This window comes from Capnocytophaga sp. oral taxon 326 str. F0382 (genome assembly GCF_000318295.1).
Taxonomy (GTDB): domain Bacteria; phylum Bacteroidota; class Bacteroidia; order Flavobacteriales; family Flavobacteriaceae; genus Capnocytophaga; species Capnocytophaga periodontitidis.
On record NZ_KB291470.1, the window covers coordinates 65249 to 89133 of the forward strand.

Genomic DNA, 23885 nt, shown 5'->3' on the forward strand with positions numbered 1-23885 from the left:
GATGCAAAAGCGATTTTTAGACTTTTGGGACAGCGCCTGTAGAGGCGGAAATACGATTTGAGACTTTTAATTTTGTGGTTTACAATTATTTTTGTAGCTTTGTAGTTTTAAAATTAGTAAATTTTTAAAAACATTATACAATGAGAAAAACAAAATTATTTTTGGCGGTAGCCCTGCTTTTGGGAATTATGAGTCCTCTGTGCGCACAAGTGAAAATGGGATTAGAAGTAAAGGCAGGTTTGAACATTGCAGGAGTTTATTATTCAGATACTTACGACAGTAAAAGGTCAATCACTCCAGGATTTCACACGGGAGCTTTGGCAAGTGTAAATTTTCCTACAGGATTCTATCTTGAATCGGGGTTATTGCTCACCACCAAAGGACATTCTTACAAGTATAAATACAAAGAAGAGAAAGAGAGATTCCTAAGTGAAAGACATTACAGTTATGGTTATTTAGAGATGCCTTTTTATGCGGGCTATCGCTTAAAGTTGCGAAAAGTAAACTTATTGTGGAAAGCAGGACCTTATGTAGCAGCTGCTCTGTGGGGTAATTCACGTGAAGAGTGGACGCACTACAAGAAGAAAAAAGTAATAGACTACACTGTGAGAAACAGTCATTCATTAATTATTGGTAACAGTACCTCAGATGATTTACGTCCGTTTGATATAGGGTTTAACTTAGCTACAGGCGTAGAAATCAAGCGTTTTACAGCGGGTATTCAATACGGTATAGGTTTCACCGATATACTACCCAGCCGCTCAGAAAGCACTTCTAATCAAGTATTCAGTATTTCGGTAGGGTACAGAATTTTCTAATAACAAACATACTTATACTTTATCAAAGGTACGAGCCGCACGGGCAATTAAGGACTTTGACAAAGTACTAAATAACAAAAGCCTCAGCGAATGCTGAGGCTTTTGCAATTCCTAATCCTTAAAAATATGAAAAATTTCCTCTATGAAGAAGATCTCGTGGTACCTCCAGGAATCGAACCAGGGACACAAGGATTTTCAGTCCTTTGCTCTACCAACTGAGCTAAGGTACCCGTTGTTTTATCATTACGGCTGCAAAAGTAGTACTATTTTTGAAACTTGCAAAATATTTTGTGAATATTTTGCAAGTTTTTTACCATCTTTTTTATAACTAACTAATAATCAAGTTTGTCATTAGGATATTTTGCCATAAATTCTTCTACCTTTTTCACCATATTTTCTGATCCGCAGAAGAAAGGTACTCTTTGGTGAAGTTCTTTAGGACGGATATCCATAATGCGCGTATAGCCATCGGAGGCTTTACCACCAGCTTGTTCGGTGAGGAATGCCATAGGGTTACATTCGTAGAGCAAGCGCAATTTACCACGTGGCGTACGTGTTCCAGAAGGGTAGATATAAATACCACCTTTGAGCATATTGCGGTGAAAATCGGAGACTAAGGAGCCTATATAACGCGAAGTATAAGGGCGATCGCCTTCTAAGGCTTGGCAATACTTGATATAGTCCTTTACTCCTTGTGGAAAATGCACGTAATTCCCTTCGTTGATGGAGTAGATTGTGCCATCTTTAGGATACTGCATATTAGGGTGAGAGAGGTAGTAAGTACCGATAGAGGGGTCGAGGGTGAAGCCATTTACCCCGTGACCGGTAGTATAAACAAGCATTGTAGAGAGTCCGTAGACCACATAACCTGCTGCTACTTGCTTGTTACCCTCTTGCAAAAAGTCTTCTAATTGTACGGGAGTCCCTACTGGAGTTACGCGTCTATGAATAGAGAAGATTGTACCGACAGTTACATTTACATCGGCGTTGCTAGAGCCATCGAGAGGGTCGATGAGCACAACGTACTTGCTGTTAGGGCTGTTCTCGGAAGAGGCAATGGGAATAAAAAATTCGTTTTCTTCGGAAGCAATGCCACATACTACATCGCGCTGGGTAAGGGCACGGATAAAGAGGTCGTTAGCGAAAACGTCTAACTTTTTCTGCACTTCGCCTTGGATATTTTCTTTGCCCATATCACCTAAAATATCCTCAACGAGTCCCGCTTTGTTTACTTCGCGGTTTACTAACTTAGAGGCTAATTTAATAGCACTCAGCAAACGTGAGAGTTCGCCAGTTGAATGTTGGAAGTCCTTCTGATTTTGGATGATGAACTCCCCTAAGGTAAGATGTGTTTTCATTTTGTTGATATGTTAATGTATTAGTTTCTTAATTTAGTGCGAGCTCTATGAAAATTTGCTAATTAGCTAATTTTCCAAGGTACAGCTGGATTACATTTTCTAAACCTAAATAAAGAGCTTCGCAAATAAGTGCGTGACCTATAGAGACTTCTAAGAGGTTAGGTATTTGCTCTCTAAAATATTTTACGTTGTCCAAACTCAAGTCATGACCTGCATTGAGTCCTAAGCCTACTTTTTGAGCTTCTAAGGCAGCTTTTACATAGGGTTCAACAGCAGCTTTGTTACCGTGTGCATAGGCACTTGCATAGCCTTCGGTATAGAGTTCTACACGGTCGGTGCCGGTAGCGGCAGCGGCAGTTACCATTGCCTCGACAGGGTCTACGAATAGTGAGGTACGAATACCGTTGCGTTTGAACTCAGTTACTACTTCGGTTAAAAAATCTTTGTGTTTAATGGTATCCCATCCGGCATTAGAGGTGATTGCGTCTTCGGCATCGGGGACGAGGGTTACTTGGGTAGGTTTGACTTGCAAGACCAAGTCGATGAATTTAGGGATGGGATTTCCTTCGATATTGTATTCGGTAGTTATTACTTTTAGCAAATCGAAGGCATCTTGATAGCGGATGTGGCGTTCATCGGGGCGGGGGTGGATAGTTACTCCTTCAGCGCCAAAGCGTTGCACATCTTTGGCTACTTGTAATAAATCGGGCATATTGCCACCGCGTGCATTGCGCAGGGTAGCTATTTTGTTGATATTTACACTTAATTTTGTCATTAATTCTGTTTTTAAGGGTTTGTAGGTTCTATTTCCTGTTCTTGCTCTTGTTGTTCTACTTCTTGACGGAGGATAGAATCCTGTTTATTAGGGGTTACCCTATAAGCTTTGGGGTCGTATTTAGGGTCGGAGATGTTGAAGCTGGCGGTATCCTTATCGTGTTGAGGTTTCAGGTCACCGACGAGTACTTTTTTGATAGAGGCTAAATACTTGTCGTTATCTTGGATTTTTTGCTCTAAGGAATCTACTTTGAAGAGCAGTCCGAGAGTTTCGCGTTTGTTTTCGACGGCAGTATAGCCTAAGATATACTGGCGCAGAGGGGAATAGATAATCAGTATTGTAGTGAGCACAATGAGTACAAAGGCAAAGAGAGAACCAAAGACGAAGATATTGAGACGGCTCAATCGGAAGGAAGTTTTTTCCTCGTAGGTACTATCGTCCATTACTATCAAACGGTATTTGCTAAGCCACTTGCGTTTCCAATATTCTTTACGCGATTCTTTATTCGTTGCCATAGTACTAAGGTTTTATTCTACACTGATTACTTTTTCGATTTGAGGTACATACTCTTTGATAGTCATTTCGACACCGCTTTTAAGGGTGATTTGATTGACGGAGCAGTTGGTGCAAGTACCTTCTAAGCGTACTTTTACGATTTTTCCGTCTTCGATATCAACGAGAGTAATATCGCCGCCGTCGTTTTGCAAATAGGGGCGTATTTTATCTAAAGCTTTTATCACTTCTTGTTTAAGTTCTTCCATTTTTATCAGGTAATTGGTAACAAGTAACAGGTAACAAGTATGTTGTTGCTTATTATTGTCTGTTTAATTATTAATTATTGTTTTTATTGTTAATTACTGCTGCATCCTGCGGTATTGGTGATTCTGATAGCTTCGGAAGGAGGTAGTGTTTCGTTGCGTTCTACGACACTTTTCACGACCTCTTGAGCTAAAGTACGAAAGGCATTTGCTTGAGGAGTACCATCTTGTAGCACTGTGGGTCGGCCTTCGTCGCTTGCTTCGCGTATGCCTTGTACTAAGGGAATTTCGCCTAAGAAAGGCACGTTCAAATCGGCAGCGAGGTTTTTAGCGCCTTCTTTGCCAAAGATGTAATACTTGTTGTTAGGCAATTCTTCTGGGGTGAAATATGCCATATTTTCTACAATCCCCAATACAGGTACATTGATATTTTCTTGTTTGAACATCGCTACTCCACGGCGGGCATCGGCGAGGGCTATTTTTTGGGGGGTGCTCACTACTACGACACCCGTAATAGGCAATGCTTGCATAATACTCAAGTGAATATCGCCTGTTCCTGGAGGAAGGTCGATGAGGAGAAAATCGAGTTCTCCCCAATAGGATTCAAAAATGAGTTGGTTAAGCGCTTTGGACGCCATAGGGCCTCGCCATATTACTGCCTGATTGGCATTGGTAAAGAACCCAATAGAGAGGATTTTTACACCGTAGTTTTCTATGGGTTGAATGAAAGATTTGCTATTGATAGCCACCGATTGAGGTCGGTTATCTGCTACATCGAACATCATAGGGATAGAGGGTCCATAGACATCGGCATCGAGGAGGCCTACTTTGAAGCCCATTTTGGCGAGAGCGGCAGCTAAGTTGGCAGTTACGGTGCTCTTCCCTACCCCACCTTTGCCTGAGGCAACAGCGATAATATTTTGGATGCCTGGTATAGGTTTTCCTTTGATTTCGGGCACTTCGGGGGCGATGACTTTCACGTTCACTACTACTTTGGCTTTCTCGTGTACTTCGCCGTGAATGGCTTTCATCACTTCTACTTCAGTGCGTTTTTTAGCTTGTAGACTTGGGTTATTGATTACTACATCTACTACTACTTCATCGCCAAATACTACTATATTTTGTACAGCGCCACTATCGACCATATTTTTTCCTTCACCAGGAGCGGTAATTTTGCGAAGCGCTTCTAATACATTTTTTTTTTGAATATTCATTTGTTTTTAGTTAAGAGGTAAGAGGTAAGAATTTATTACACTCTTATTTCTATTCTTTATTTCTGTTTTATAGTCAAATAATTTAAATAGCTTATTTTTTAGAGGGCGATTTGCAAATCGCCCCTACGGCATACCTAAAAAGCTACTGATTTTATTAAAGTAATCAACTTTAGCAAAGTGAAGCGACCTATCTTCGTTACAAAAGTTTTGTATGGGCATTGACAGCTATCTCTATTGGATTTCACGGATTATGATACAAAACAGCTAACCTATGTTCTAATGTGAAATCTGAGCTAATGATTCTTTATTTGAAAGGCAAAGATATAACTTTTTTATTTATTATCAAAACATTTAGCGGTTTTTAGTGCGAACTGCACGGGCAGATAGAGGGTGCGGTGGGAGATAGCCCCCGAACCCCCGAAAGGGGACAAGCTGGAAAAAGATGGTGAGAGGGGTGGGAGCGGTGAAAAAGGAAAAACTTTGTCAGAGTTTTGGAACTTTGACAAAGTTTATTTAGATTTTTACAGCACGGGTGGAGGGATTCGAACCCCCATCAACGGTTTTGGAGACCGCTATTCTACCCTTGAACTACACCCGTATTTTAAAAAAGTTTTGAGCTTTTAGAACCCAAAACTTTTTTGTATGATTGTTATAACTTAAATTCTAAGTTAGAAATTAGTCAAGGATTTCAGTTACTTGACCAGCACCTACTGTACGACCACCTTCGCGGATAGCGAAACGGAGACCTACGTTAAGAGCGATAGGTTGCAACAATTCTACTTCGATAGTTACGTTATCACCAGGCATAACCATATCAACGCCTGGTTGCAAGTGGATAGTACCGGTTACGTCGGTAGTACGTACGTAGAATTGAGGACGGTAGTTGTTGTGGAATGGAGTGTGACGACCGCCTTCTTCTTTAGAAAGGATATACACCTCAGCTTTGAATTTAGCGTGTGGAGTTACAGAACCTGGTTTGCAGATTACCATACCACGTTTGATGTCTTTTTTGTCGATACCACGGAGCAACAAACCAACGTTGTCACCAGCTTCACCACGGTCGAGGATTTTGCGGAACATTTCAACCCCAGTAATAGTAGAGGTTAATTTATCAGCGCCCATACCGATGATTTCAACAGCTTCACCTGTTTTAGCTACACCAGTTTCGATACGACCAGTAGCAACGGTACCACGACCAGTAATAGTGAAGACGTCTTCGATAGGCATCAAGAATGGTTTATCTACGTCACGAGTTGGAAGTTCGATCCATTTATCAACAGCGTCCATAAGGGCGAGTACAGTGTCAACCCATTTTTTCTCACCGTTAAGAGCACCAAGAGCAGAGCCTTGGATGATAGGAGTGTTATCACCGTCGTATTGGTAAGAGCTCAAAAGTTCACGCATTTCGAGTTCTACGAGTTCCAATAATTCAGGGTCATCAACCATATCAACTTTGTTCATAAACACAACGATACGAGGAATACCTACTTGGCGACCGAGAAGGATGTGCTCACGAGTTTGCGGCATAGGTCCGTCGGTAGCGGCAACTACGAGGATAGCGCCGTCCATTTGGGCAGCACCGGTAATCATATTTTTCACGTAGTCGGCGTGGCCAGGACAGTCAACGTGTGCGTAGTGACGAGTAGCTGTTTGATATTCTACGTGAGAGGTATTAATGGTAATACCGCGTTCTTTTTCTTCTGGAGCGTTATCGATTGAATCGAAGCTACGAACTTCTGAAAGACCAGCGTCAGCTAATACTTTAGTAATAGCGGCTGTCAAAGTAGTTTTACCGTGGTCTACGTGTCCAATTGTACCAATATTCAAGTGGGGTTTGGAACGATCAAATGTTTCTTTTGCCATTTTAAATAAATTTTAAATCTTAGTTATATAAATGAGTGTTTGATGTGTGTACAAAAGATAATATGAGCTGATGACGAGATTTGAACTCGTGACCTCTTCCTTACCAAGGAAGTGCTCTACCCCTGAGCTACATCAGCATACACAAAAAGAGCGGGAGACGAGGTTCGAACTCGCGACATTCAGCTTGGAAGGCTGACGCTCTACCAACTGAGCTACTCCCGCAAAAAATAAAAATATGACAGTGGGGAGAACAGGATTCGAACCTGTGAAGGTAAAACCAGCAGATTTACAGTCTGCCCTCGTTGGCCGCTTGAGTATCTCCCCGAGTAAAAAATTTTAAACTATTAAAATATGTACTTATTTTGAGCCGGCAGAGGGATTCGAACCCACGACCCCGAGATTACAAATCACGTGCTCTGGCCAACTGAGCTATGCCGGCGTTTTTGTCTTACAGAGCGCAAAAGTATAACAAATTTTGAAACCTCCAAAATTTTTGAGAGATTTTTTTATGATTTTTGGTAAAATATTTTTTAAGATATTGATAATCAGATGGGCTATATGGGAGGTGTGGGATGAGAATCTAGGAGAGGCGCTGACTCACTTACTCGGCAATTGCCGACAATCCCGAAGGGGGACAAGCCGGAAAAAGATGGTGTAAGCAGTGGGAGTTGTGGGAGCGATGGGAGGGGGTGAGAGTGGTGGGAGCGGTGGGAGTTGTGGGAGTTGTGGGAATGGTGGGAGAGCCCCCGAACCCCCGAAGGGGGACAAGCCGGAAAAAGATGGTGGGAGTTGTGGGAGCAGTGGGAGTTGTGGGAGCACTGAGTACTCTTGGAAAGGATCGGAAAAAACTCAATTATTTTCTTTGAATTCTTTTAGCCATTTTGCGATAATTAGCGCCAGTGGGATTGTTTTTAAAAAACCTTTAGCTAACAAAAAGCTAAAACTATCATAAGATTTTATATCTTCTATAAAACTATAGATATATAGTGCTATAAGAATTATTATAAGGGAGCTGAAAAATATTACTTTACTTCTCATATTTCTCTTTATTTTAGGGATAGGTTGTGAGCTGAATAGTCAGTTTATAAAAAGACTTTGCCAAAGGTGTAGCAGGATAAGCTATTAAAACCTTTGGCAAAGTTTAGCAATAATGAAAGAAAAAAAATCTACTTTAGTTCAAAATCTTTTTCGTTGCTGTTATCGGCGGAGTGTTGGGCTACCCAGAGTTTGAAAGCGCCGGGTTCGGTTACTTTTTTCAAATCGGCGTTATAGAAGGCTAAGAGGTCTTCGGTGATTTCAAACTGCACTTGTTTGCTTTCGCCTGCCTTGAGAGCCACTTTTTGGAAGCCTTTGAGCTCTTTCACCGGACGGGTTACACTACCTACCAAATCGCGAATATATAACTGTACTACTATTTCACCATCGCGCTTGCCGGTATTGGCTACTTGGGCTGTAACAGTGATCTTACCTCCTTTGCTGAGGGTGGCACTGCTGAGCTGTACATTACTAATATTAAAGGTGGTGTAGCTCAATCCGTAACCAAAAGGATAGAGTGGTGTGACAGGCGCATCCTCATATTTAGAACGGTAATCAACTGTTGGGTTATTAGGATCAACGGGGCGACCAGTATTCTTGTGATTGTAATAGATAGGCACTTGCCCAACATTACGAGGGAAACTCATCACCAAACGCCCTGAAGGGTTGTACTTACCTGATAATACATCGGCGATACCATAACCTGACTGGGTACCAGGGAACCACACTTGCAAAATAGCATCGGCTAATTCACTTTCTTCACTGAGGTCGAGCGGACGACCGCTATACACTAATAACACTATAGGTTTGCCTGTTTGTTTGAGGGCGCGGAGCAATTCGCGTTGAGGAGCACGCAAACGTATATCGGTGAGGCAAGCAGATTCACCAGACCAGTTATAATCTTCACCTAAGGCTACCACTGCTACATCGGCAGCGCGTGCTGTAGCTACTGCTTTGGCTATATCGGCAGAAGTAGTGGTGGTAAGTGTACAACCTTTGGCATAGCTAAACTGCACCTTACTATCTTTATACACTTCTTGTAATCCTTTGAAAAGAGAAGCGCTGAGTTCACGGTCGCCGCGACCTTGCCATTCGCCATTTTGGTTAATAGAATCTTTTACCATAGGGCCTATAAGGGCTACCTTTTTCGGCATATCGGGAGTGATAGGCAATACCTCGGCGTTGTTTTTGAGCAATACCACTGATTTAGCAACCGCAGTGCGGGCTACTTGCAAGAACTCCGGTTTCATAAGGGTTGTTTTGGCGCGATTCTCATCGAGGAACTTGTAAGGGTCGTCAAACAAGCCCAATACGAATTTCATTTCCAAGATACGGCGTACAGCGGTGTTGATAGTCTCTTCTTTTACCTTACCCTCTTCGACTGATTTTTTGAGGTGCTTGATAAAGTTAGCGCCTGTCATATCCATATCAATACCAGCATTGATTGCTAACTCGGCAGCGTGCTTATTATCAACCGCAACACCGTGAGGAACCAGTTCGTTGATACCGGTATAATCGGTTACTACAAAGCCTTTAAAGCCCCATTGCTTGCGAAGGATATCGGTCATTAGGTAGTGATTGGCAGTTGCAGGGATACCGTTTACCTCGTTGAAGGAAGCCATTACGGTGCCCACTCCTGCATCAATTGCTGCTTTATAAGGTGGTAGATAGGCATTCCAAAGGGTGTGCTGAGAGAGCTCGGCAGTATTGTAGTCGCGTCCTGCTTCGGCAGCACCATAGGCAGCAAAGTGTTTTACACACGCTAAGACAGTATTGGTTTTGCTAAGCGAATGCCAGTCGGTTCCTCCTTGAAAACCTTGTACGCGAGCTTTGGCGATTTCACTTCCCAAGAAGGGGTCTTCACCAGCGCCTTCCATCACACGCCCCCAGCGTGGGTCGCGAGCGAGGTCGACCATAGGGGCGAACGTCCATTTGATGCCATCGGCAGCAGCTTCTTCGGCAGCAATAGCAGCGGTTTGGCGCATTAGGTCTAAATCCCAAGAGCAGGCTTCGGCAAGCGACATAGGGAATATGGTTTTATAACCGTGAATCACGTCGTAACCAAAGAGAATAGGGATACCCAAGCGAGTTTTCTTGACAGCTATATCCTGCAATTTGCGCACTCCAGGCACGGTAACAGCATTGAACACACTACCTACGAGACCTTTTTCGAGATAAGGCTGAAAGTCATCGGACATTACGGGGCCTGTAACATCCCAATTGGCGGCAAACTGAGTAAGTTGTCCGATTTTTTCCTCTAAGGTCATCAGTGCTAACAAAGAATCTACCTTGCGTTCGATGTTTTTATCGCCACTGAAGGACTCCCATTTTACAGGGGTTTTATCGTCGGTTTTTGACGAATTGTTACAAGCTACTACAGCAAATAAGACAGTAACAGCACAGATTAATTTCTTCATAAAACTTATTTTAAGGTGAGTTCGCTATAAAACGAGTCTCACGAATTTACACAAAAATGATATATCACGTGGGCGTATACAATACGCCCCTACACAACATACTGCAAGAGTGATTGATTATCACAACTATTAACTTTGGCAAAGTTTGCGATAGTATTTACTGATAAATTCTCACATAATCAATTTCAAGGCTATCTTCGGTGAAATTATTAGCTACTTGACCTCCCAATGTTCCTCCCATTGCGACGTTTAGGATGAGGAAGAATTTTTGATTGAATGGCAATTTAGCGTTGTTGTCCATTTCGAAATAGTTCTTGTTATCGACTGCAAAGATAATCTTTTTTTCTGTCCACGTCATCGTATAAATATGAAAATCTGCAGAAGTGTTTGCAAATTCAGTTTCTTTGTCGTAATCACCCTGACGGTTGTTATCGGTGTCGTACCAATGGCAAGCGCCGAGAATATGGGTCTTTTTATTACCTTTTTGTTCGAGCATATCTATTTCGCCACATTTAGGCCAGCCGTCGGTAGCGAAGTTATTGCCCAAGAACCACATTGCAGGCCAGGTACCTTTGGCAGCAGGTAATTTGGCTTTGATTTCCACTTTGCCGTATTTGAAGCCGTACAAACCTGCAGTTTTGAGTCGTGCAGAAGTATACCCTCCACTGCCATCGGCTTTGGCAGTAATTTTGAGCACACCGTTTTCAACTTTCACATTTTCGGGGTCTTTGGTGTATGTTTGCAACTCGTTATTACCCCAACCATTGCTACCTTTGCCCAAATCATACGTCCATTTGGTCGCATCGGGGGTGCCCGCTTTGTTAAACTCGTCGTACCACACAAGGTTCGTAAAGCTATTTTCGGAAGGTTTGATAGTGGTAAAAATGTGATACCAAGCAAACTGACTATTAGGTTGCATTACACGTACGACAAGTTGTGTATCGGTAAGGCTGATGATATCATAAGTGCTTGCTCCTACCCACCAACCGAGCATACCACCATTGGAGAGCTCGATAGCTGTACCGCGATAGGCTTTGTTGTCGTACTTACCTTGGGTAGCGGCTTTAGAAGTAGAAGGCACGAAGGACACTTGTTTCTCACCTGTAATCGTAGGTACTACATCGGTGCCGTGACATTGGTCTTTAGCTACACCTAACACCTCAGCATAAGCTCCTGGTATGAACACGTGGTTGGCAGTTTGTTTATAGGTAATACCATTAGCTGTACGGGTGAAGATAAAGGAATTTTCGAACATACAAGTACGAGTAGGGTCAAATGGTGTTGCTTGCCACCAAGCGGGGTAGCCATATTCGCCATTATCGCCACTTTCTTGAGGGCCTAAGCCTGCATATCCCGCTACATTGGCAGCCCAATACCAAGTTTTAGTATCGCCTACATTCTTACCAGCAAGCATATTTTCAGCTTCAGCATCGGAGAAGGAACTATATACTTCCAATTCTAAAGACACAGAACTCATAGAGCCTCCTGCACCTACAGCACTTACTACCGCTGTGAATTTGTTGGTACCTACTTTGGTATAGCGGTGTTGGATTTTACCAAAGGGAGCCATTTCGGTCTTGCCATCGCCGAAATCGACACGGTAAGAAATGGCGTTTTGGGCGGTTACTACAAAGTTCACCAAGCCCGTGCCGTCGCCGTGAGGATGAGTGTTATCAGCCCCCACAATACTGAACGAGGCATTTACATTAGAAGGAGGTGTAAGGTCTCCAAACTCGTGCTTATCTTTACAACTTATAAAGACAAAAGCAACTAATAGGGTTAAAAGATTTAAGGTTTTCATTTCTATTCAATTTAGTTAACGAGAGTTCGGCGTAAGTAATTATTTAACAATTTTTTATTATCTCACGAATTTTCACCTGACGGGAATTATTTTGTGAATATATTATGTTACAAAGCTCGGTATACCAATATTCTGTTATATCGATCTGATGTTATTTAAGTGGTATTTCATCGTAGTAATAAGTGGTATCATCGCCTTTTTCACCAAAGTCGAAGAAAACAACTACTTTAGTATATTTTGCGCTGGTATCAATGCCTGTAAAGTCAAAAGAAAGTTCTTCCCAAGTGTTCTTTTTGGTGATGCGAGCATCTACTTCTTTTGCTTCATTGCTAGTAGCTCCCTCTAATTTCACTTTTACAACAATACCTGTTTTAGGTGACAAGGCTTTTAGCTTCAATACCTTGTGACTTTTCATATCCAAACTTTCGGAAGTGAAGAACGCGCCTGCCCACGTTTCACAACCTTTGGTGCGCACCATTTTTACTACTTTGGCTGTAGTATTACCCACTTTTTTAGGGTTGGCTACTACTTCTACATTTGCCATATTGCCAAAGGTAGTAAATTCGGGAGCTGTACCTTCAAAGTTTTCGATTATCACAGTATTCGATTTTTTGTAGAAATATAAGTTATCAATAAATACTGTACCTTGTCCTACTAATTTGATTTGGTGTACATCGGTGATTACAAATCCTTGTTTGGTGTAGTCGCTTAGCGGAATATCGATGCTTGTCCACTTATCGGCAGTGAGGGTCTTTTTGATAAACTTCTCACCATCAGCGCCTGTGCTTTTGCTAATCAAATAGATATCTAAAGCTGTAGCATCGGCAGTCCAAACGTCTAAATGCAAGAACTCCATCGCCGATAGGTCGATTTCTCGGGCAAATTGGATACCTTGATAATTGAGGTGAGCGTATTGCAAGATTTCATCAGTACCCAACTTAAAGAGGTTGTAGGCAGTGGCTTGCCCCCAATTAGGATTGAAATCGGTACCTGCCACATTGGTATATCGTCCGCTGAAAAGCGAAACAACCTCTTGTGCTTTGCGAATTGGAGGTTGAGGAGCCGCAGTAGTAGGCTGTTGCAAAGCAATTACTCGTACCGTTTTTTGTACTTTGGTAGTTTGTTTGCCAGCACCTTTCACCTCTATCGTAAGGGTGTAAGTACCTGTTTGTTTATAAATATGTGAAACAACTTCACCTATATTACCAGATACCGGTTTTTCATCAGCGCTTTCACCGAAATACACATCGTAAGTAATCGCAAAGTTAGCTTTAGCCGTTACATTCACTTTCTTAGAAACCGCTTGATCGTTGGCTACGATTACTTCTACATTCTCAGGGGCGCGGAACGACACCTCTAAAGGCAAAGTCGCTTCGGCTTCCTTGCCTGCGATGTTCACAGCTACTATTTTCACTTGGTAACTACCTTCAGCATAAGTGTGTGTTACCGAACCACCTGCTTTCACTGTAGTGGGAGTTGCAGTGCTATCGCCAAAGTAGACCTTATAGGAGGTTACTCCCGTAGCTATTGGTGTGATGGTTACAGCTCCTGAGTTATCAGTGCTCACCTGAAATTTAGCTGAGACATCGGTAGGAGCTGTGGCATTTTGGACGAAACTGAGATCGTCCTTATCTTTTTCGCAAGCTACCATTCCAATGAGGAGCAGTAGTGCTATGAGGTTTTTGAGTGCTTTCATTTTAATTTAGATAAGAGGTAAGAGGTTCGTCATTAATATCCTTGGTTTTGTTGCCAATTGCCGTTGGCGTAACGAATTTCTTCGTGGGGTATGGGGAAGACTTCGTTTTTATTGGCAGTAAAGCCTTGTATTTCGGTACCTTTACCCGTGCGGACTAAGTCGAAAAAGCGCAAGCCTTCACCTAAGAACTCTACACGGCGTTCTTTCCATATTGCTTCGGTAAGGGCAGTACCCGAAACCGTAATATTATGATTTTCATCGCCAAAGGCACGTTTGCGCACTTGGTTGAGATAGTCACGAGCACGTTCATCGCTGATATTACCACGGTTGAGCGCTTCGGCAGCCATTAAGAGTACATCGGCATAGCGAATGGCACGATAGTTATTAGGGTTGGTAAGGTTTTGGTCGGGAGTATTGAGGTCGCCTTTGCGAGCAATATATTTTCTATTGAAATAGCCTGTATGTTTGTAACCTTCGGCATAAGTAGCGTTGTTCGCTGCTGCCCACGCTACGATATCCAAGATAGCAACATCTTTGCGGAGGTCGCCTGCTTCAAAAGCATCGACAGCTTCTTGCACAGGCACATTGAAACTATAGCCAGAATCGAACACAGGACCGTTGTAGTTGCGGATACTGTTAAACCCTACCGCTACATTCCCTTTGCTACATTGCAAACAGTCGAAGCTCGCACCTTCAGCATCGGTGTATTGTATCTCGAATACTGATTCAGCCCCGTTTTCACCTTCTTTTTCAAAGATAGACGCATAGTCGGTTACAAGAGAATAGGTATTGCTGTGTATCACGGTTTCTAATACTTGAGCTGCTTCGGCAAACTTGTTTTGGTATAAATACACCTTGCCGAGTAGCGCTTGAGCGGCGCCTTTGGTTGCACGCCCTACTTGTCCGTCGGGTGGTGTTGTAGGCAAGTGAGGAATGGCTGCCAAAAGGTCTTTTTCAATAGAAGCATATACCTCACTCACAGGGGAACGAGGTATTTTTTGTTCGTCACCACGTTCAAAGCGTTTGTTTTCTTTAAGAGGAATTGCTCCGAACCATTTCACGAGTTCAAAATTGTAATAAGCGTGAAGGAAATGTGTTTCGGCAATGATCACCTCTTTGCCCTCAAAGGCTGTTTTGTTTTGGAATTCCAAGATATAAGCCGTGCGGTTTACACCAGCAAACATCCAGTCCCACAAGTCTTTGAGTTGTGCATTGACAGGAGTATGAATCATCTGGTCTATTTGCTGAAAGCCTATTACATCCGATGCTCCTTCCCCTCCGCAAAGGGTATTATCGGAGGCAATTTCGCCCATCAATACATTTATATACGTAGAATGCAACAAGTTGTAGGATGCAATCAGCGCATTTTGGTAATCTTCTTTAGAATTGAAGTAACTTTCGGAGTTTATCTCGTACTGTTTGGTTTTGTCAAGAAAATCATCGGAACAAGCAAGGGCAAAGGCGAGGAGCATTAGCCCTACTGTCCATTTTTGTATGTGGTGTATCGTTTTCATTTGTTTATGTTTTTATATGTTATAGAACAGCCCACAAACTTCAGCTTATGCTGATAGTTTTTTCGCCCACGAATCGCACGAATTTACACGAATTTCAGCTTACGCTGATGAGATTGGTGGCTTCGCTGTTAGATGGAACGACTTTTTAGAATGAGGTATTAAATCCTAAGATAAACTGACGGGCTTGTGGATAGAAGCCGTAATCAATACCTCCACCAATGGCATCGCCAGAGGTCGCTGAAGGATCATAACCTTTGTACTTAGTGAACGTAAAGGCGTTGTTTACTGAAAAATATACGCGGAAGCTCTTCATCTTCACACTCTCCAATACCGATGCAGGAATCGAATAGCCCAACTGTATGTTCTGAACGCGCAAGAAAGAGGCGTCTTCTACAAAGAAACTTGAGAACAGATTATTAGTAGTTGCTCCCGTAGTTACACGAGGTGTGCTATTGCTAGTGCCCTCACCACGCCAACGGTCAAGATACAAACGCTGACGGTTTACGTTAGGTTGTGAACGCTCGTAGTTGCGCACCATCTCTTTATCGAGCTCGGCATACATATAGGTCGAGAAATCAAAGTTTTTATACTTCGCATTGAGGTTCAAGCCCATATAGTAAGTGGCGGTAGGTTTACCCAAATAAGTGCGGTCTTTAAAATCGATTACTCCGTCGCCATTCACATCTTTATACCTGATGTCGCCAGGTTTGGCAGAAGCTCCTAAGGCGAGTTGTGAAGGGTGTGCATCTACCTCAGCTTGGTTTTGGAAGATACCATCGGCTTGCAAACCGTAGAAGTAACCAATAGGTTGCCCTACTTCCATACGTGCAGGCGCTAACTGACCGACGCTGAACGCTCCTCCCTCAGGAATCACATCACCATTGATTGATACCACTTTGCCGTCTAAACGAGTAATATTGTAGTTAAAGCCCCAAGAAAAAGGTTTGGTTACATCACTTTTATAACCTAACGCCACCTCAAAGCCTTTATTTTGGGTATTCCCTGCATTCACAGTAGGGTTTGAAGCCCCTGGTGCAGCCGTTCCTATAATCCCTGAGACAGGGAAATTAGAGATGAGCAAATCGTTGCGGTTTTCTATAAAATAATCGAATACTAACGACAAGCGGTTGCCAAGTGTATTGAAGTCAAAACCGACATCTAACTTTTCGGCTACTTCCCATTTGGCACTTGGGTTTGGCAATTTGCCTACAGCTTTTCCGCGCACTATCTGTCCGTTGAACACGTACACAGCCTCCCCGTTCAAAATTGCCTTATAGAGATTCTTACCGGCATTGTTACCCAGCGTACCGTAACTTCCTCGCAATTTGAGGAAGTCTATCCATTTGCTGTCTTTTAGGAAACTTTCGTCGGATACTTTCCAACCTGCTGTTACTGATGAAAACAAGTCGGCACGGTTATCTTTCGGGAAGTCTGAAGAAGCATCACGGCGCAACATTGCTGACAGGAGGTATTTGCTCTTATAATCGTATTGCAAACGACCAAAAAAAGAGGTAAGACGCGAATCGTTCGTATACGAGTTATCAGTTTTGCTGTTGTTCGTACCTGTGGTGAGACCTATATCGGCAAAGTCCCAAGAGTTATTAGGCACATCGTAACCTGTAGCGCTGAGTCCACTGCCCCAGTTGCGTTGCGCACTAGTACCCACAGTGAGTGAAGTGTTATGGTTTTTCCAGAAAGTTTTGTTATAAGTAGCAAAAGTTTCCCACGTATAAGCGTGTGTTTCATTCTTTTCCTGAGTTACCGTACTACGGCTACGGTTGAAGATTTTGCCCGTACCAAAGAAGCTCAGCGGTTGAAAATCTTTTTTCTCATCGTTATAGGTTTTAAAACCGATGCGTGAAGTGAGGTCTAAACCTTCAATAAGATTATAACTCAACTGAAAGTTACCTTCTAAACCATTGCCATCGTACTGATTATAAGTATTTTTAATCTGTGCTAAAGGGTTGATCACCTCATTACCCAAGAAACCTGTTAAATCCTCATCGTCTAATTTATAGGTAGGTGAGAAGTTCAAAGCGTTGAAGAGCACTGCTCCCAAACCGTTTTCCTCAATGGTTTTGCGCTTGTTGTTGTAATAATTAGCAGTGAAGTTCATCTTGAGTTTTGAAGAAATATCGGCACCCAAACTCACTTTCACATTGTTGCGTTTGAAGTTAGATTTTTCGGGAGCGACAATACCGTCTTGAGTGAGGTGAGAAGCACCAAAGTAATAGCTGAATTTCTCTCCTCCGCCAGAGATGCTGGCAGTTACATCGGAAATTGTCGTATTTTTGAAGACCTCATCTTGCCAATTAATACCTTTACCTAAAGAAGCTAAATTAGCAAAAGGTAATGGCTGACCGTTGGCTGCATAACTTTCGTTGAGCAAGGCAGCATACTCGGTAGCGTTCATATAATCCAACTTTTTGGTAGTTTGCTGGATACCTGCATACGAACTGATTTTCACTTCCAAAGGTGTATTTTTACGTCCCCCCTTAGTAGTTACGAGCACTACCCCATTGGCTCCTTTGATACCATAGATAGCTGCTTGCGCATCTTTCAATACCGTAAGACTCTCGATATCCTCAGGGTTGATACTGTTGAGTGCCCCTTCGTAACCATCGATAATTACCAAAGGTTCGTTGCTACCATTAGAACTCACTCCGCGAATGAGAATGTTTATCTTCCCTCCAGGTGAACCCGAAGCCTTGTTTACGCTCACCCCTGAGGTAGTACCTTGTAGGGCAGTAGCAGCATCTACCGGTTTGAGGTCGTTGATAGTTTTAGCATCCACTACCGATACAGAACCTGTTACGTCCTTTACCTTTTGAGTACCATAGCCAATAAGCACCACTTCACCGAGGGTTTGTGTATCCTCTTCCAAAATGATATTTAGCGGATTGCCATTGGCTATCATTTTCTCTTGGGTAGTGTAGCCTACATAAGAGAAAACTAACAACTGACCTTTTTTGACATTTTCTAAGGTAAAATTCCCGTCAAAATCGGTAGAGACACCGTGTGTAGTGCCTTTGACCACTACTGAAACACCTATCATAGGGGTACCCGTAGCGTCTTTCACATTTCCTTTTATGCGATAAGTTTGAGCCATTGCCAAACTTGTACATAAAAACAGTAGAATAGGTAAGAAAAATGTTTTCATATATATTGCTTTTCCTTTCTTTTGGTTTATGTTTTAATTACAGCGCAAAGATAAACGCAATTTTTCAACACGCAAAAGATTTTACCTATACAAAAAATATACAAGGGCTATTTTTTGGGGTTTGTATAGTTGATTATTGATAAGTTTCATTTTTTAATTGATTGTATTATAGTATATTTATAAATATTTTACAAAGTGAGTGTAAAGGTAAAAAACAGGTAAAAGAAAGTGTTAAAAAACGGAGTTGTATAGGTAATGTATAGGTGATAGAATGTTAAAACTATCTTTGGTAAAGTTTGCGATGACTTTTAGAGTTTTAAAATATAATCGGTAAGGTTTTGATTGCGCTCTAAAAGCATCTTTTTACGGAGGCGATAACGCTTGATTTCTATACTTTGGGTAGAGATATTTAGCAATGGAGCTATTTCTTTGCTGGAAAGGTTCAATCGCAAGTAAATGCACAGTTTGATGTCGTTGGGGGTTAAATCGGGGTGGAGGGCTTTGAGACGATTGAGAAAATCACGGTCGGTTTGGTTGAAAATTTCTTGAAAATGTTCCCAATCACCTTCACTGTTGATATTATCGTCTACAATATGTAGCACTTCTTTGCCATTACCACTGCTCAAAAGAGCCTCTTTGATACTCATCAGCAGTTCGTTTTTGCGCACTATGCTCATAGTAGTTGCCGCAAGTTCACGGTTTTTGCTCTCTACTTCACTTTGGAGTTTATCATTGCGGAGTTGCATCACGGTGCGGTCGTTCTCTAATTGCATCAGGGCGAGTTCTTTTTCTTTTTCTTGCTCTACTTTTTTCTTATGACGCTTGTAATGCACTCTATACACGCGATGCACCACCAAGAGCAATCCGCATAGAAGTGCAATGTAAAAGACTATCATCGCATTAGTGGCATACCAAGGTTTGCGAATCACGAAATGAAAAGAGGCGGTATTAGGTGAGAGAGCATCACCTACTTTGGCTCTTACCAAAAAAGTATAGTCGCCAGCAGGCAGATTTTCAAAACGCACAGTAGCCTCTTCACTCCAATCGCTCCAGTGCTCATAGAGTCCTTCGAGTTTGTATTGGTATACTGAGGGGAACATACCGCAATAGGACGGTACACTATAACTAAAAGTGAAGTTATTTTCGGTGTTATTGAAGGTTATTTCCTTGGTATCTATAGCGATGGCACGCAAAGCCCCCTCTACCCTACTACTGCTGATGTGGTTTATATGCACCTCGTAGGGGGTATGGGTTACTTGGTTGAACACAAAGCTCATAAAGCCCGTGCTGGTACCCAACAAGCAGTCGCCTTCGCGGTATTCATAAAGATTTTCATAGCCAACGAGGTCTTTGCGAAACGATGCTGAGAGGGGCATTTTTTTCAGCTGAGGGGCACTATCGAGTTTGCCTTGTGCTATCTTTACGATATTGTGCTGGGTAAACGCCCACAAGCCCTCGTCCTTACTTTGCACAAGGGTGCCCGATAGGTAACTATCTTGGTGGAACAGCTGCTGTGTAAGGGCTTCATCTTGTACAAATTTATGGGTTGTAGTGTTATATTTAAACAAGCCTTTTTCGGTGAAATACCAAATCTCATCACGGAATTTAGCAATTGCCGACTTGCGCCCTATTGGGGCAGAAGTTTCTTTATGTATTTGGGTTACTTTGGTAAAATCATCATTCAGTTGCAAGCGAAAGACCCCTTTGTACTCGTGGCTCACCAATAGTTCGGTAGGTGAGATAAACTCAAAAAATCTACTCGACACGTTGAATCCCTCTATTTTATTGCGATACTGCCAACGCCCATCTTTCTTTTCGAGCAAATGCAAGCCTTCGTAATTGCCTTGTAAGAGCCAATTAGGGTGCCCTGCTATAGGTTTTACATCCCACGTACCCAATAGGTTACATATCGAGGCAGCTTGGTGGTTTCCTATAATAAACGTACCCGAATTATGACCGCAGAACAGTGTATTTTCCACTACTTTCAGTTGCCAAACCTGTCCGTTAGTTCCCTCAACAAGACTGAATTTACTATTCGATTGCAAGGGGAAGGGGGTGTAAAACAATCCTTGATTGGTACCCAAATACAAGGTTCCTTGGTGTACAATGGAGGTGTAGACTGCTCCGAGTATCCCCTCATAATCTTTATACAAACGGAAAGGTGAAAAGAAATTCACCATACTGATACCATTGTCTAACCCCAGCCATACATTGTGTTCTTTGTCCTCAAAAATAGAGAGTACTGTGTTGTTTTGCAAGCCTTCTTTTTGTTGCAGATGCTCCAAGAGCTCGCCCTTAGCAGAAATTCTATACACGCCCTTAGCAATAGTTCCCAACACCAATGATCCGTCGCTTAGTCGTTCGCAACTATATATGTTGAGGGTGTTAATCAGTTGAGAAGCGCTTACTTTCCACGCTTCAATTTGAGTAGGCGTACCTTCGTAAATTCCTTTGTCTTGAGTAACGAAAAGAAAGTGTTCTTTTTGAGGAAGCAGGTTGATGAGGATATGTTCGCGAAAAAGAGGGTGATTGGTAACTAACACTTCTTCACCATTGACGAGTTTGAACAAGCCTTCTTTCATCTTTTGGAAATAGATATGTTCACCTACTTTGAAGATTTTAGGTAGATGATGAGTAGCGCTAATTATCTTAAAACGCTGTTGTTGAGTGTCATAAATAAAGATTTTATGCAGCGATTGGAACAATACCCAGCGATCGGAAAAAATAATTTTCCATATTTCTTCGTCTTCTATATCGGCGGGGTTTAATTGGCGGCTTAAAGAGGTGTATTGCAGTTCGTTGAATTTGTTAGGTTGCCAATAGCCAAACTCAGCAAAACCTCCCGTATAAAGGGTGTTGCCTTTGGCACTTACTGCACGTGCAATGGCTCCGTTGGGCAAAGGGTAATGCTGCCACACTACTCCGTTGAACTCCAAGAGACCTATGTTGTTAGCAAAATATATATTTTTGTTATCAGTTTGACATATCTTCCAATTTTGGCTTTCCCCCTTGTATTCAGAAGGGGTATAGTTATAGATAGGAGGTAACAATTGTGCGTGTATCATCATCCCCCACCAATTTATCAAAATACATAGAAAAACACGCTTACGCATCATAGTTGTTGGTTTTTAATGTTTTTAGTTTCCCGCGGATTGTGATGTTTTTTAGGGTTATTGTTAGTTATAGGACAAGGCGGACTTGGCTGACCTGCCTGAGTTGCAATGGTATATTGCTAATTTAACGTGAGTTTGACGTAAGAAATATTTAATAATCTCCCACGAATTTCACGAATTTTCACGAAATTGAGATTACATAAAACTCTTTTTATTATCTCACGAATTTTCACCTAACGGTGAATTATTTTGTGAATATATTATGATACAATCGGTATAATGGTGTTTTGTTATATTGAACTGACTTTAAATTAGGGTGCTATTATAATAAAAGTTTTTTATTTCTTTACTTCTACACCGTTTTTGTAATAGACTTTATCAATAACTCGTTCTTCTTCTCCTTTTTCATTGATGATTTTCAAGTCTACATCTTCTATTGTCCAGAGTCCGTGTTTTTTACCGTGTTTGTATTTTCCTTTTGCTGTAATAAAGGGGGTATATTCTTTCCATATCCCGTGTTTTTGACCATTTCTATATCTTCCTTCTTCACCTTCCCCCATATCATTACCATACGACCAAAAACCGTGCTTTCTACCATTTTTATAAATTCCTGCTGAATCTATAGGGTTATCATTACTTGAGTAAAAACCATCTAATCTATTATTTTTGTAATTTTCAATTTTCACTAAACGCAATGTTTTTCCATTAGGGCGAAAGGTCAATAAAACATACTTTTTCTTGCCTTTCATCATTTTAACATAGAACTTTTCCATTGAGTCTTTCTTTAGTACAAAACCATATTGGTTGGTATTAGATTTTATATTTTCTCCAAACTCAAGGTGGTATAATTCCCATTTGTTTTTTAAACTATTGCAAGAACAAGTGAGGACTAAAATGAGTGTTAATTTAAGTAATATTCTTTTCATAATTAGCTACGCAAAAATCACAAACACAATTCATTAGAAAGGAAAATAAACTTTTGTTTTTTATACTTCCACTTAATTTTATCTTTCTTCTTACTCTGCTTCATTTTTATGGAAGAGACTAAAGAATCATCGTATATATATTTCTTTTTTACATCTATCTTTTTTAAATTACAATCAAAATTCTCTACAGAATAGTAATACAATCTTGTAAAAGAGAGCGGTAGAAAAACGTCTAATTTATATAGCTTATTATTTTTGTAATATCTAATAAAATTGAAATTATCGGCTTCATTCAAAGATTTTGAACCTTGCTGAAAATACAGTGTATAAAAACAATGCTTCTCTACAATTACCTTATAAAAACCATTTAGTGGTTGGTTCGTCTGTTTTGAAATATATTTCTTAATCAAATCATAACCCCCTCGGACATCTTGATGATTATAGACTTGTTTTTTTACAATTTCTATATCAGATTGATTTATAGTAATCGTATCTTTTTGTGAATATACAAGATGAGTCAAGAGTAAAATGCATATTGCCATAAGATATTTCATTCCCATTCTTTTTCTATATTTAACGTGAGTTCATCGTAAGTAATTATTTAACAATCAGTAAAATATTAAACTCCCACTAATTTCACGATTTTTCACGAAAATGAGACACTTTTTAGGATTATTGTTAGTTATAGGACAAGGCAGACTTGGCTGACCTGTCTGAGTTGCAATGGTATATTGCTAATTTATAATTGTAAATTAGGGTACTATTATAATAAAAGTTTTTTATTTCTTTACTTCTACACCGTTTTTGTAATAGACTTTATCAATAACTCGTTCTTCTTGTCCTTTTTCATTGATGATTTTCAAATCTATATCTTCTATTGTCCAAAGTCCGTGTTTTTTACCGTGTTTGTATCTTCCTTTTGCTACATTACTAAATACTCGTTCTTCCCACAGACCTATTTTCTTATCATTTTTATAATGACCTTTTGACACTTTTTCTTCTTCTTTTATTTGCCAATACCCATTTCTTTTTCCTTTTTTATAATATCCTTTCCTTACAAAGGAATGGTTATCTGTTTCGAGATAAAAACCATCTAATAATTCATTTTTATAATTTTCTACCTTTACTAAATCTAATCCGCTAAGGCATTTTTCAAATGTGAGCACTTCTGTTTTATTACCCATAAATCTCTTAATCCAAATGTAGTTTACATCTTGGTGTATTGATTTAACAGTATATTGATTTTTTCTTATAGGTTCTTCTGCTGAAACACGTAGGTACTCATCTTTAAAATCCTGAGAGAAAAGGTTTAGAGTAAAAAGGAGAAAAAGTATATTAAATATTTTATTTTTCATTGTGATAAAGTTTTATTTCTTCTTGCATTTTTAACCATTGCCTTTTCCAAAAAGATTTTTTAGGAACATTATTATCTTTTTC

At 40.9% G+C, this 23885-nt stretch carries 17 protein-coding genes and 6 tRNA genes; 1 reads left to right on the plus strand and 22 read right to left on the minus strand.

Features of this window, described 5'->3' with window-relative positions:
* The first annotated feature begins 140 nt into the window (after window positions 1–140).
* Complete coding sequence (locus HMPREF9073_RS14805; protein WP_009414441.1) at window positions 141–818, plus strand: outer membrane beta-barrel protein; 678 nt, start codon at window positions 141–143, stop codon at window positions 816–818.
* Between the two features lie 157 nt (window positions 819–975).
* On the opposite strand, the gene HMPREF9073_RS14810 is transcribed toward HMPREF9073_RS14805, so the two are convergent.
* The 22 genes from HMPREF9073_RS14810 to HMPREF9073_RS14920 form a co-directional block, all read right to left on the minus strand.
* Window positions 976–1048 (minus strand) — tRNA-Phe (locus HMPREF9073_RS14810).
* Window positions 1049–1150: 102 nt separating this feature from the next.
* Window positions 1151–2176 carry a class 1 fructose-bisphosphatase gene (gene fbp, locus HMPREF9073_RS14815; RefSeq protein ID WP_009414442.1) on the minus strand — a complete coding sequence of 342 codons (1026 nt, stop codon included), beginning with the start codon at window positions 2174–2176 and terminating at the stop codon, window positions 1151–1153.
* A gap of 58 nt (window positions 2177–2234) precedes the next feature.
* The gene (locus tag HMPREF9073_RS14820; protein ID WP_009414443.1) at window positions 2235–2951 is read right to left on the minus strand and encodes a pyridoxine 5'-phosphate synthase; all 717 of its coding nucleotides are present in this window, start codon (window positions 2949–2951) and stop codon (window positions 2235–2237) included.
* Between the two features lie 11 nt (window positions 2952–2962).
* Entirely contained in the window at window positions 2963–3466 is a 504-nt protein-coding gene (locus HMPREF9073_RS14825; protein WP_009414444.1) for a hypothetical protein, read from the minus strand.
* A 12-nt stretch (window positions 3467–3478) separates the two neighbouring features.
* Window positions 3479–3718 carry a NifU family protein gene (locus HMPREF9073_RS14830; protein WP_193433084.1) on the minus strand — a complete coding sequence of 80 codons (240 nt, stop codon included), beginning with the start codon at window positions 3716–3718 and terminating at the stop codon, window positions 3479–3481.
* Window positions 3719–3801: 83 nt separating this feature from the next.
* Window positions 3802–4923, minus strand: coding sequence for an Mrp/NBP35 family ATP-binding protein (locus HMPREF9073_RS14835; RefSeq protein ID WP_009414446.1), 1122 nt, complete (start codon window positions 4921–4923; stop codon window positions 3802–3804).
* A 527-nt stretch (window positions 4924–5450) separates the two neighbouring features.
* Window positions 5451–5521, minus strand: a tRNA-Trp gene (locus HMPREF9073_RS14840).
* Between the two features lie 77 nt (window positions 5522–5598).
* Window positions 5599–6786 (minus strand): elongation factor Tu, encoded by a 1188-nt coding sequence (gene tuf / locus HMPREF9073_RS14845; protein ID WP_009414447.1) that lies wholly within the window; start codon window positions 6784–6786, stop codon window positions 5599–5601.
* A gap of 65 nt (window positions 6787–6851) precedes the next feature.
* A tRNA-Thr gene (locus HMPREF9073_RS14850) sits at window positions 6852–6923 on the minus strand.
* Window positions 6924–6935: 12 nt separating this feature from the next.
* A tRNA-Gly gene (locus HMPREF9073_RS14855) sits at window positions 6936–7008 on the minus strand.
* A 20-nt stretch (window positions 7009–7028) separates the two neighbouring features.
* Window positions 7029–7110: transfer RNA gene (locus tag HMPREF9073_RS14860), tRNA-Tyr, on the minus strand.
* 41 nt (window positions 7111–7151) lie between these two features.
* A tRNA-Thr gene (locus HMPREF9073_RS14865) sits at window positions 7152–7225 on the minus strand.
* Window positions 7226–7635: 410 nt separating this feature from the next.
* On the minus strand, window positions 7636–7824 hold the full coding sequence (locus tag HMPREF9073_RS15770; RefSeq protein ID WP_157453533.1) for a hypothetical protein: 189 nt from the start codon (window positions 7822–7824) through the stop codon (window positions 7636–7638).
* A 128-nt stretch (window positions 7825–7952) separates the two neighbouring features.
* Window positions 7953–10238 carry a beta-glucosidase BglX gene (gene bglX / locus HMPREF9073_RS14880; protein ID WP_009414449.1) on the minus strand — a complete coding sequence of 762 codons (2286 nt, stop codon included), beginning with the start codon at window positions 10236–10238 and terminating at the stop codon, window positions 7953–7955.
* A gap of 157 nt (window positions 10239–10395) precedes the next feature.
* Window positions 10396–12039 carry a family 16 glycosylhydrolase gene (locus HMPREF9073_RS14885; RefSeq protein ID WP_009414450.1) on the minus strand — a complete coding sequence of 548 codons (1644 nt, stop codon included), beginning with the start codon at window positions 12037–12039 and terminating at the stop codon, window positions 10396–10398.
* Between the two features lie 151 nt (window positions 12040–12190).
* On the minus strand, window positions 12191–13735 hold the full coding sequence (locus HMPREF9073_RS14890) for a PKD domain-containing protein (protein WP_009414451.1): 1545 nt from the start codon (window positions 13733–13735) through the stop codon (window positions 12191–12193).
* 32 nt (window positions 13736–13767) lie between these two features.
* Complete coding sequence (locus tag HMPREF9073_RS14895; RefSeq protein ID WP_009414452.1) at window positions 13768–15249, minus strand: RagB/SusD family nutrient uptake outer membrane protein; 1482 nt, start codon at window positions 15247–15249, stop codon at window positions 13768–13770.
* A 145-nt stretch (window positions 15250–15394) separates the two neighbouring features.
* On the minus strand, window positions 15395–18409 hold the full coding sequence (locus HMPREF9073_RS14900) for a TonB-dependent receptor (protein ID WP_009414453.1): 3015 nt from the start codon (window positions 18407–18409) through the stop codon (window positions 15395–15397).
* A 308-nt stretch (window positions 18410–18717) separates the two neighbouring features.
* On the minus strand, window positions 18718–21522 hold the full coding sequence (locus HMPREF9073_RS14905; protein ID WP_034556052.1) for a triple tyrosine motif-containing protein: 2805 nt from the start codon (window positions 21520–21522) through the stop codon (window positions 18718–18720).
* Between the two features lie 338 nt (window positions 21523–21860).
* The gene (locus tag HMPREF9073_RS14910; RefSeq protein WP_009414456.1) at window positions 21861–22448 is read right to left on the minus strand and encodes a hypothetical protein; all 588 of its coding nucleotides are present in this window, start codon (window positions 22446–22448) and stop codon (window positions 21861–21863) included.
* A gap of 17 nt (window positions 22449–22465) precedes the next feature.
* Window positions 22466–23002: a hypothetical protein gene (locus HMPREF9073_RS14915; protein ID WP_157453534.1), complete on the minus strand. Its 537-nt coding sequence runs from the start codon at window positions 23000–23002 to the stop codon at window positions 22466–22468.
* 225 nt (window positions 23003–23227) lie between these two features.
* The gene (locus HMPREF9073_RS14920; protein WP_009414458.1) at window positions 23228–23803 is read right to left on the minus strand and encodes a hypothetical protein; all 576 of its coding nucleotides are present in this window, start codon (window positions 23801–23803) and stop codon (window positions 23228–23230) included.
* Window positions 23804–23885: the final 82 nt, after the last annotated feature.